Below are 9,669 nucleotides of genomic sequence, written 5' to 3'. Positions count from 1 at the left end.
AGATCGAGGCGGTGGTCGAGGACGGCGCGTCCGACCCGGCGATCTTCGCCCAGAAGGCCACCAAGCTGGTGGAGTCCGACAAGGTCGCCACCGTCTTCGGCGGCTGGACCTCGGCCAGCCGCAAGGCGATGCTGCCGGTATTCGAGAAGTCCAAGAACCTGCTCTGGTATCCGGTGCAGTTCGAGGGCAACGAGTGCTCGCCGAACATCATGTACTCCGGCGCCCAGCCCAACCAGCAGGCCCTGCCGGCCTACGACTGGGCCAAGGGCAAGGGCTACAAGACCTTCTTCCTGGTTGGTTCCGATTACGTCTATCCGCGTACCGCCAACCTGATCCTGGCCAAGCACATCACGGCCGACGGCCTGAAGGTGGCGGGTGAAGAATACCAGGCGCTGGGGGGCACCGAGTTCTCGGGCGTCATCGCCAAGATCAAGGCCGCGAAGCCGGACCTGATCTTCAACACGCTGAACGGCGACTCCAACGTCGCCTTCTTCAAGCAGATGGCCGCCGCCGGCATGAGCCCGGACAAGATCCCGGTGATGTCGTTCTCGATCGGCGAACAAGAAGCCAAGGCCATGGGGCCTGAGCTGGTGAAGGGCTCCTATGCGGCCTGGAACTACTTCCAGACCCTGGAAAATCCCGAAAACGCCAAGTTCATCGCCGCCTACAAGGCGAAGTTCGGGGCCGACGCGGTAATGACCGACCCGATGATCCACGGCTACCTGGACGTCTACGCCTGGAAGGCGGCCGTCGAGAAAGCCGGCGACTTCGACCCGGCGAAGGTGCGCGCCGCGGCCGTGGCCATGGACGCGATCCCCTCGCCCCTCGGCCCGGTCAAGTTCGCGACCAACAACAGCCTGACGCAGACCGGCTACATCGGCGAAGCCGACGCGGCCGGCCAGTTCAAGATCCTTTGGACCTCGACCGCGCCGATCGCGCCCGACCCGTATGATCCGGTCGCCTTCCCCGGCAAGACCTGCGTCATCGGCTAGTCCTCGCTTAAACCCAGCGCCTCCGGGACAGTAATCATGGATATCGGCTTCCTCATCGGCCAGATCTTCAACGGCCTGAGCGTCGGCTCCATCTACATCCTGGCGGCGCTGGGCCTGGCTCTCAGCTTCGGGCTGATGCGGGTCATCAACATGGCCCACGGCGAGATCGTGATGTTCGGCGGCTACGTCGCCTACCTCACGATCAAGGTCGTCCCCGGGCCCCTCGGGATTCCGGCCGCCATGCTTGCGGCCCTGGTGGTCGGCGGCGTCCTGGGCGCCGTGCTGGAGACCACCATCGTCCGCCGCCTGGCGGAGCGCCCTCTTGAAACCCTGCTCGCAACCTGGGGCGTCAGCCTCATCGCCCAGCAGGCGGCGCGCGACCTGTTCGGCGCCACGGGCGTCTCGGTGACCGCACCGCCGTGGATGGCCGGCGCCATCGACATCGGCGGCCAGTCCATGCCGGTCACCCGCCTGTTCATCATGCTCGTCGCAGGCCTGGCGCTGGGCGCTCTGGCGTTGCTGCTCACCAAGACCCGGATCGGGCTGCTGGTGCGCGCCGCCAATCAAGACCGCGCCACGGCGGCGGCGATCGGCGTCAATGTGCGCCACGTCGACATGTTCGTCTTCGCTCTGGGCTCGGGCGTCGCGGGCCTGGCGGGCGTGATCCTCGCCCTGCTGGGCCCGGTGACGCCTACCGTCGGGCAAAGCTACATCGTCACCGCCTTCCTGGTGGTCATCCTGGGCGGTCTCGGCAGCATCGCCGGCACGGCGATCGCAGCCATCCTGATCGGCCTGGTTTCCGCCCTGGCCCAGATCTTCGTCGACGTCAGCTTCTCCACCGTCATCACCCTGCTGTTCGTCATCCTGTTCCTGCAGTTCCGCCCCCAAGGCGTCGTCGCGGTGCGCTCGCGCGCACTGGACGACTAGCGAGTTCCCCATGTCGTCCTCCATGCTCATCAAGGCCGTGGGCTGCGCCCTCCTGGTGCTCCTGGCCGCCGCGGCGCCGACCTACCTCTCCAGCTATGACCTCAGCCTGACGGGCCGCTTTCTGGCCTTGTCGCTGACCGCCATGGGGCTGGTGCTGATCTGGGGCCAGGGCGGCATCCTCAGCCTCGGCCAGGGCGTGTTCTTCGGGCTGGGCGGCTATGTGCTGGCCATGCACCTGAAGCTCGTCGGCCTCGAGACCGGCGAGGTCATGCCCGACTTCATGGTTTGGTCCGGCGTCAAGGCCCTGCCCTGGTGGTGGGAGGTGTTCCGCAATCCGCTGGTGATGATCCTGGGCGTGCTGATTGTGCCGGCGCTGGTCGCCGCCGCCTTCGGCTGGCTGGTGTTCCGCCGGCGTATCGGCGGGGTGTATTTCGCGCTGATCACCCAGGCGCTGGCGCTGGCCTTCGCCACCCTGCTGATCAGCCAGCAGGCGATGACCGGCGGCTTCAACGGCCTGACTAACTACAAGACGTTGTTCGGGTTCAACCTGAACGACGAGGCGGTCAGCCACGGCCTCTACTGGGCGACGCTGGCCATCGTGGTGGTCGCGCTGATCTGCGGCACGCTGCTGCTCAACTCCAGCTTCGGCAAGATCTTGCGGGCCACCCGCGACAACACCAACAGGGTGCGGTTCCTGGGCTATGACCCGACCCCCTACAAGATCGTCACCTTCAGTATCGCGGCGATGTTCGCCGGGCTTTCGGGCGCGCTGTTCGCGCTGCATGCGGGGGTGATCTCGCCGGCGCTGATCGGCGTGGTGCCGTCCATCGAGATGGTGATCTGGGCCGCGGTCGGCGGTCGCACCAGCCTGATCGGCGCGGTCGCCGGAGCGCTGCTGGTCAACTTCGCCAAGGACAAGATCTCCACCGAGCTGCCGGCCTTCTGGCTGTACATGCTGGGCGGCATGTTCATCCTCGTGGTCACCGTGCTGCCCAAGGGGCTGGCGGGCATGTTCCCCGAAGGCGGTTTCAAGATGCCGACCCTGCCCGGGCGCGCGGCGAAGGCGCTGTCATGATCCCGATCGTCGAAGCCCCGCCGCTGCTGCGGATCGAGAATGTCACCGTCGACTTCGATGGGTTCAAGGCGCTCAACAGCCTCGACCTGACCATCCGCGCCGGCAGCATGACCGTGGTCATCGGCCCCAACGGCGCCGGCAAGTCGACCATGTGCGACGCGGTCATCGGCCGCGTGCGGCCGACCGCAGGGCGGGTGCTGTTCCGCGGGGAGGACATCTCCAAGATGGCCGAGGACCGCATCGTCGGGCGCGGCATCTGCCGCAAGTTCCAGACGCCGGGCGTACTCGTCGGCCTCAGCGTGTTCGACAACCTGGTGGTGGCCGCGACGCAAGACCGGCGCTGGTGGCGCAGCCTGGTGCTCGCGGCCCCCAAGGCCGCCCGCGACAAGGCCGAGGAGGTCATCGCCATGGTCGGACTTGAGGAGCGGCGCGACACGCTCGCCGGCGAACTGTCGCACGGCGAGAAGCAGTGGCTGGAGATCGGCATGGTGGTCGCCACCGACGCCGAGCTGCTGTTGCTGGATGAGCCCACCGCCGGCATGGGCGCGGCGGAATCCACCCGCACCGCCGAGATCGTCCGCAGCCTGGTGGGCCGTCACGCGGTGCTGGTCATCGACCACGACATCGATTTCGTCGAGCAACTGGGCGGGCACGTGGCCGTGCTCCATCAAGGCTCGCTGTTCAAGGAAGGCTCGCTGGCCGAAGTGCGCAGCGATCCCGACGTGGCCTCGATCTACCTGGGACGGCCCAAGACATGAGCGACCTGCTAAACCTGCGCGCGATCGACACCGCCTATGGCAAGAGCCAGGTGCTGTGGAACGTGGCCCTGGACCTGAAGGCCGGTTCATCCGGCGCGATCCTCGGGCGCAACGGCGTCGGCAAGACCACCCTGCTGAAGGCCATCGTCGGCCAGCTCCGCCTGACCAAGGGCCAGATCTTCCTGAACAGCGAGGACCTCACCGGCCTCGCGGCGCACGAACGCGCGCGGGCCGGCATCGGCTTCGTGCCGCAGGGCCGGCATGTGTTTCCGCATTTGACCGTCGAAGAGAACCTGAGCGTCGGCCTGTCGGCGCTGGCCGGACGCAAGGACAAGCCGGAGAAGGTGGTCCCCGACTACATCTTCGACCTGTTCCCCAAGCTGAAGGACATCTCCCAGCGCAAGGCCGGCGTGCTCAGCGGCGGCGAACAGCAGCAGTTGGCCATCGGCCGCGCCCTGGCCGGGCGCCCGCAACTGCTGCTGCTGGACGAGCCCACCGAGGGCATACAGCCCAATATCGTCCAGCAGATCGAGCAGGCGCTCGCCACCATCCGCCGCGAACTGGGCGTGGCCATCCTGATCGTCGAGCAGAACCTCGACTTCGCCTGGGCCTTCGCCGAGCACTACTTCGTCATGCAGCGCGGGAGGCTGGTGCGCGAGGGGCGGACCGCCGACGAGACCCCCGCCGACGTCGCCCATCTGATCCACGTCTGATGCGGTTCAGCGGCCGCTGAACACCGCCTTGCGCTTTTCCAGGAAAGCCGCGACTCCTTCACGGGCGTCGTCGCTGAGGCCGACACGGCGCACTTCCTGGCTCTCCAGCTTCAGGCCCGCTTCTTCGACCGTCGAGCCGGAGGCCTCCACGCAATGGCGGATGCCCTCGATGGCCACCGGGCTGAACTGCGTGATGGTGCGCGCGTAGTCGAGCGCCTGGTCGACCAGCGGCGTGGCGGCGTCGGCGATCTTGTTGACCAGACCCCAAGCGAGGCCCTCTTCGGCTCCGATCGGCCGGCCGCTGAGCATCAGGTCCAGCGCGCGCGCGCGACCCACCAGGGCGGGCAGGAACTGCGTCCCGCCATAGGCCGGCAGCACCCCCAGCTTCACCTCCGGCAGCGACAGCCGCACGTGCGGCGCGGCGATGCGGAAGGTGCAAGCCATGGCGATCTCCAGCCCGCCGCCGTAGGCCAGGCCGTTGATCGCCGCGACGCTGATCAGCTTCGAGCGGGACAGGCGCACCAGTAGCGCGCGAACCCGATCGCCCTTGGCGAAGCTGGCGTCGCGGGTCATGGCCGCGGACTCCGCGAGGTCGGTGCCGGCGCAGAACGCCTTGTCGCCTTCGCCGGTGAGGATCAGCAGCCGCGCGCCGCGCGCCTCCAGCGCATTGATGCACCCCTCGAGACAGTTCCAGATCTCCAGCGTGCCGGCGTTCAGCTTCTGCGGCCGAGTGAGGGTGAACACCGCTCCATCGGCGAGTTCATCGATTCTGTAGTCCATCTGCGCACCCTCTCGGCGTTGGGTCCGTCCCAACATCCGGCCCCAGTCATGCGGGATGGGCCGGGCCGTTTCAACCGCGCGTGCGGGTCCGCCTGCGCAACGGCGAGTCGGGACGGCGCTCGCGGAAGATTGACCAGGCCAACTTCGGCCGCACCAGCGCCAGGCCGGCCCAGACGGCGAGCACCAAGACGTAGCGGGACGCCGCTACGACGGTTTCTCCCGCGCCCATTCCCAATCGCGCCGGCGCCTCGACTTCCACGGTTGCGGCCCACATCGTCTGCCCTCCTCGTCTGAACGATAGGAAGACCGTGGGGGACGGGTGCGACAGGTCCGGTCGTAGTCAGATCACGGCGGGCGTTTCGTGGACGCCGCGCGCCAGTTCCAGTTGCTCGACCATCACCGCGCGCAGGATCTCGGGCTGCAGGATCACCAGCTTGTCGCCCCAGGTGAACAGGTGCCAGGCCAGCTCCAGCATGCCGCTGGCGCGGAACGACACGCGGACCGAGCCGTCCGCCAGCGGCTCGACCAGCTGATTGGCGTGGAAGCGCCACCCCAGTGCATCCTCCGCCCCATGCGGACGGACGTGCAGCACCACATCCTCGACCGCGTCATGATAGATGCCGAAGCTCTCGTCGGCGAAGTCCTGCAGCGAAAAGCCGGCGGGTCGCGCGCCCGGCCGCTCCAGCACCTCGATGTCGTGCAGCCGGTCAAGCCGCCAGGTGCGTGGCTCGTCCTCGCCGGCCTCGGCGGCGACCAGGTAGTTGCTGCGGCCGAACAGCAGGCCCAGCGGCGTCACCTCCCGAGTGCGCCCTGGCGTGGAGCCGCCTTCGTAGCGGAAGGCGATCATCCGCATCGACTTCACCGCCTCACGGATCGCGGCCAGGGCCAGTTCGTCCTCGAACGGACGGGGGCCGGCCTGTACGGCGATAGTCTCCGCCTGCAGCAAGGCCTCCAGATCCGGCGCCAGACGGCGGCGCGCGGGTGCGCGGGTCGCCGACAGGATCTTCTGCTCGAGCACCCGTAGGCTGGCCGCTCGAGCCTGGGCGCCGGAGGCCGCAAGGGCGTCGGCGGCGGTGCGCAGCGCCACCAGTTCGTCGGCGCTGGGCGCCTGGTAGAGGCCGTCCAGGCCGGCGGCGATGCGGAAGCGGCGCGTCGGCGGATCCTCGATCTCCTCGAGCTGCGGGAACAGCTCTCGCACAGCATCACGCATGCGCTCGGCCGTGCGCCGTCCGACGCCCATCCGCTCGGCCATCTCGTCGAGGGTCAGACCCTCTGCGGTGCTGGACAGCAGGCGCGCCAACTCCAGCACCTGGGTCGCCTTTTCATGTCGCATGGGAGCTTGCGTCCGATTCTGTCGTGGGGGCCGATCAGACCTGAGGGCCAGGTCAACCGCAACCGGGAACAAGCCCATGTTCAAGCCCGCCCGCCGCCGCACCAAGGCCCCCGCCGCCCGCCCTCCGGTGCGCCTGCGCCCGCTGTCCGGCGCGGTGATCGACGCCGTATTGCGCTACTCCGACGTCCAGCAGGATCTGGGCGGCGGACGCACATTGATGCGCATCAGCGACGCGCGTCTGCATGAGGCGGAGGTGCGCGACAGCCTCGGCGACACGGCCGCTCGGGCGGCCACGGTCAGCATTCTGTGGAATGAGCGCGAAGGACAGATTATCCAGGTGCTCGACTCCGCGCGCCGACTCGCGGCTTAAGGTCGACGTTAGGAGCTTCCCAGATGCGACGCAGACGCGCGCCCATGGCTGTCGACCTCGCAGGCATGCGCCCCCCGACGGCTGATTCTCCCCGTGAAGCGGTCCGACTGCGGCCGTGGATGGCTCCGGCCGCCCTCGCGGGCCTGGTGGCGCTATGGCTGCTCGGTCGCGTCCTGCATTTGGCCTAGAGGCGCGGCTCCGGCATCGAATTCGTCTTCGCGCGCCAGATCAGCCACAGCGCCGGCAACATGCCGGCTGAGGCGAACATGATCGGCGCGTGCGATCCGATCATGGAGAACAGCACGCCGGCGACCACCGGGCCGACCACCCTGGCGAAGGCGCCGGCCGCATTGATCGCTCCCAGTGTCGCGCCCTGCCCGTCCCGGGGCGCTGCGTGTGACACCAGCGACGTCATCGCCGGCATCGCCACCGCGTGGCACATCACCGCCGCGACGACGCAGGCGACGGCCAGGGCGACGGGCCCGGCCACCGACTGCAAGGCCATGGCGAGAGAGCAGGCGCCCAGTCCCAGCACCACGGTCACCCGCGCGCCGATCCGCCTGACCAGGTAGCCGGAGAGGAATCCCTGGCACAGCGCGCCGCCTACGCCGGTCATCGCCATCACCACGCCGATTTCCCGCGGCTCCCAGTCGAAGCGGGCGCGGCCCCAAAGCCCTACAGTCGACCACATGGCCGAGAAGGCGGCGAACAGCACAAAGGTGGCCATCACCAGACGCCGCAGCACCGGATCGCCAAGTGCATGCTTCAGCGCACTCACCGGCCCGACGCTGCGCTGACGGTGCGCGCCTTCGCGCAGGCTCTCCGGCACGAACATCATGATGCAGATTCCGGCGAGCACGCAGAGCACGCCTGCGACCAGCAGCGGCGGACGCAAGCCCGCGGCCCCCAGGTCCGGGTTCGCCAGCAGGCCACCCAGCGAAGGGCCGACGACGAAGCCCACGCTGAATGCTGCGCCGATCATGCCGAGTCGCCCGGCCAGGCGCTCCTCGGGCGTCACATCGACGATGTAGCCCTGGATGACCGAGATGTTGCCGCTGAAGAAGCCGGCGATGGCCCGCGCCAGGATCGCCAGCCAGATGTTCGGCGCGAACGCCAGGCCCAGATATCCCAACGCCGAGACGAAGATGGTGATCAGCAGCACGGGCCGCCGGCCGACGCGGTCCGACAGCGGGCCCCAGGTCAGCTCGCCCAGGAACTGGCCCAGCGAGAAGGTCGCGAACATCAGCGTCACCTGCCAGGGCGGGGCGTCGAAGACGATCACGTAGAACGGCAGCAACGGGATCACCACGCCAAAGCCGATGAGGCTCAGGAACACGATCAGCAGCAGCACCGGGCCGGCCCACTGCGAATGCGGCGGGGCCGGCGGGTCCGCAGGCGCGCTGGTCATGAGCGGCGTTGTCCGGCTGGCGCGACGGCGTGCACCGCAACGCGGTGCGCCTTCGTGTGGGAATGGAGTTCCGGCGTCCCCGTCAGCGACGCCGGCCCTATTGTGCAGCCGGAGGCTCGGCGGGCGCAAGCGCCCGCCGTATCAGTTAAACTGTATCAGGCCGCAGCTTTGGCCGCTTCGGGATAGCGGTAGGCTTCGCCCTGGCCGTCGGCCGCGGCGAACTGCGCCTCGGCGAAGCGCCAGTTGACCAGCTTGGCCCACCACTGCTCGAGGAACGCCTTCCGGTCGTTCTTATAGTCGAGGGAATAGGCGTGCTCCCACACGTCGCAGACCAGGATCGGGGTGACGCCGTCGCGGGTCACCGCGGTGTCGGCGTCGTGGGTGGAGATCACCGACAGTTCGCCCTTCTCGGCGACCAGCCAGGCCCAGCCCGAGGCGAAGTGGTTGAAGCCCTCGTCGACGAACTTCGCTTTCAGCCCCTCCATGCCGCCGAAAGACGTTTCGATGGCCTGCGCCAGCCCGCCCGACGGCGCGACGAAGGTCGGCGTCATGCACTCCCAGAAGAAGGCGTGGTTCCAGGCCTGGGCCGCGTTGTTGAACAGCTTGCGCTCGCCCTTGGCGGCGGCGTCGCGGATCACCTGCTCCAGGCTCCGCGGCTTGGCGCCGGCTTCGGTCAGCAGGGTGTTGGTCACCTCGACGTAGCGGGCGTGATGCTTGTCATGGTGGGTGCGCAGCGTCGGCTCTCCGAGGATCGGGGCGAGCGCGTCATAGGCGTACGGCAGGGGAGGCAGAACGAACATGCTGGAACTCCGGTTGGGAAGGCGGAAACGGGCGCGCCACGCGCTCGATCACCGCCAACTCTCAACGGACCGTGCCCGCCGATGTTCCGCCGCGGCGCACCACGCGCCCCGCTCAGACGACGGAAGCGGTGACCTGGGGGGCCGCTTCCAACAGGCCGGCGACGAGGCCCAGGGCACGTTCGACGTCAGCGCGGCTGGCGGGCCCGCCCAGGCCGATCCGGACCGCCTCCGGCGCCGCCCCGAGGCTGAAGGCGTCGCTGGGCACCACGCCGACGCCTGCCGCTCCCAGCCGGCCGACGAATTCGCCGCGCGTCCATCCCTCTGGCAGGGTCAGCCACAGATGGAAGGCGTCGGCGTCGGCCTGCACCAGCTCGGAAGGGAGCCGGCGTAGGGCGATCGCGTGTCGGGCCTTGGCCTCGACGCGCAGGGCCGCGGTGACGGCGGCCGCCGCGCCGGTCTCGATCCAGCGGGTGGCGATGGCGGCGGTGAGCGGCGAGGCCATGGCCGCCGAGG

11 protein-coding genes and 1 pseudogene are annotated in these 9,669 nt (G+C 68.7%); 6 read left to right on the top strand and 6 right to left on the bottom strand.

The genetic code is table 11. The features are described from left to right. The 5 genes from Q8M88_RS12490 to urtE all read left to right on the top strand — a co-directional run. On the top strand, window positions 1-992 hold a 992-nt coding region (locus Q8M88_RS12490), incomplete at its 5' end, for a transporter substrate-binding protein (RefSeq protein ID WP_305597485.1). A 36-nt stretch (window positions 993-1,028) separates the two neighbouring features. Further along, complete coding sequence (gene urtB, locus Q8M88_RS12485) at window positions 1,029-1,919, top strand: urea ABC transporter permease subunit UrtB (protein ID WP_305597484.1); 891 nt, start codon at window positions 1,029-1,031, stop codon at window positions 1,917-1,919. A gap of 10 nt (window positions 1,920-1,929) precedes the next feature. Then, window positions 1,930-2,994, top strand: coding sequence for an urea ABC transporter permease subunit UrtC (urtC, locus tag Q8M88_RS12480; protein ID WP_305597483.1), 1,065 nt, complete (start codon window positions 1,930-1,932; stop codon window positions 2,992-2,994). Continuing rightward, entirely contained in the window at window positions 2,991-3,752 is a 762-nt protein-coding gene (gene urtD, locus Q8M88_RS12475; protein ID WP_305597482.1) for an urea ABC transporter ATP-binding protein UrtD, read from the top strand. The genes urtC and urtD overlap by 4 nt, the downstream gene beginning before the upstream one ends. Continuing rightward, window positions 3,749-4,465: an urea ABC transporter ATP-binding subunit UrtE gene (gene urtE, locus Q8M88_RS12470; protein ID WP_305597481.1), complete on the top strand. Its 717-nt coding sequence runs from the start codon at window positions 3,749-3,751 to the stop codon at window positions 4,463-4,465. Before urtD ends, urtE begins: the two co-directional genes overlap by 4 nt. 6 nt (window positions 4,466-4,471) lie before the next feature. Here the strand turns inward: urtE and Q8M88_RS12465 are convergent, their stop codons facing one another. From Q8M88_RS12465 to Q8M88_RS12455, 3 genes are all read right to left on the bottom strand, one after another. Continuing rightward, complete coding sequence (locus Q8M88_RS12465) at window positions 4,472-5,245, bottom strand: enoyl-CoA hydratase/isomerase family protein (RefSeq protein ID WP_305597480.1); 774 nt, start codon at window positions 5,243-5,245, stop codon at window positions 4,472-4,474. A 70-nt stretch (window positions 5,246-5,315) separates the two neighbouring features. Continuing rightward, window positions 5,316-5,519, bottom strand: coding sequence for a hypothetical protein (locus tag Q8M88_RS12460; RefSeq protein WP_305597479.1), 204 nt, complete (start codon window positions 5,517-5,519; stop codon window positions 5,316-5,318). 66 nt (window positions 5,520-5,585) lie between these two features. After that, complete coding sequence (locus tag Q8M88_RS12455) at window positions 5,586-6,578, bottom strand: YafY family protein (RefSeq protein WP_305597478.1); 993 nt, start codon at window positions 6,576-6,578, stop codon at window positions 5,586-5,588. Window positions 6,579-6,654: 76 nt separating this feature from the next. Here Q8M88_RS12455 and Q8M88_RS12450 point away from each other — a divergent pair, with 76 nt between their 5' ends. Continuing rightward, complete coding sequence (locus Q8M88_RS12450) at window positions 6,655-6,948, top strand: hypothetical protein (RefSeq protein ID WP_305597477.1); 294 nt, start codon at window positions 6,655-6,657, stop codon at window positions 6,946-6,948. Between the two features lie 184 nt (window positions 6,949-7,132). Here Q8M88_RS12450 and Q8M88_RS12445 read toward each other — a convergent pair whose 3' ends face one another. The 3 genes and pseudogenes from Q8M88_RS12445 to Q8M88_RS12435 form a co-directional block, all read right to left on the bottom strand. Continuing rightward, entirely contained in the window at window positions 7,133-8,356 is a 1,224-nt protein-coding gene (locus Q8M88_RS12445; protein WP_305597476.1) for an MFS transporter, read from the bottom strand. Between the two features lie 155 nt (window positions 8,357-8,511). After that, the gene (locus Q8M88_RS12440) at window positions 8,512-9,156 is read right to left on the bottom strand and encodes a superoxide dismutase (protein WP_305597475.1); all 645 of its coding nucleotides are present in this window, start codon (window positions 9,154-9,156) and stop codon (window positions 8,512-8,514) included. Between the two features lie 112 nt (window positions 9,157-9,268). Further along, window positions 9,269-9,669, bottom strand: a pseudogene (locus tag Q8M88_RS12435) (PLP-dependent aminotransferase family protein); the annotation flags it as partial.

Source organism: Phenylobacterium sp., assembly GCF_030693805.1.
Lineage (GTDB): Bacteria > Pseudomonadota > Alphaproteobacteria > Caulobacterales > Caulobacteraceae > Phenylobacterium.
The sequence above is the reverse complement of the archived record's forward strand: the minus strand, read 5'-3'. Positions and strand labels throughout refer to the sequence as shown.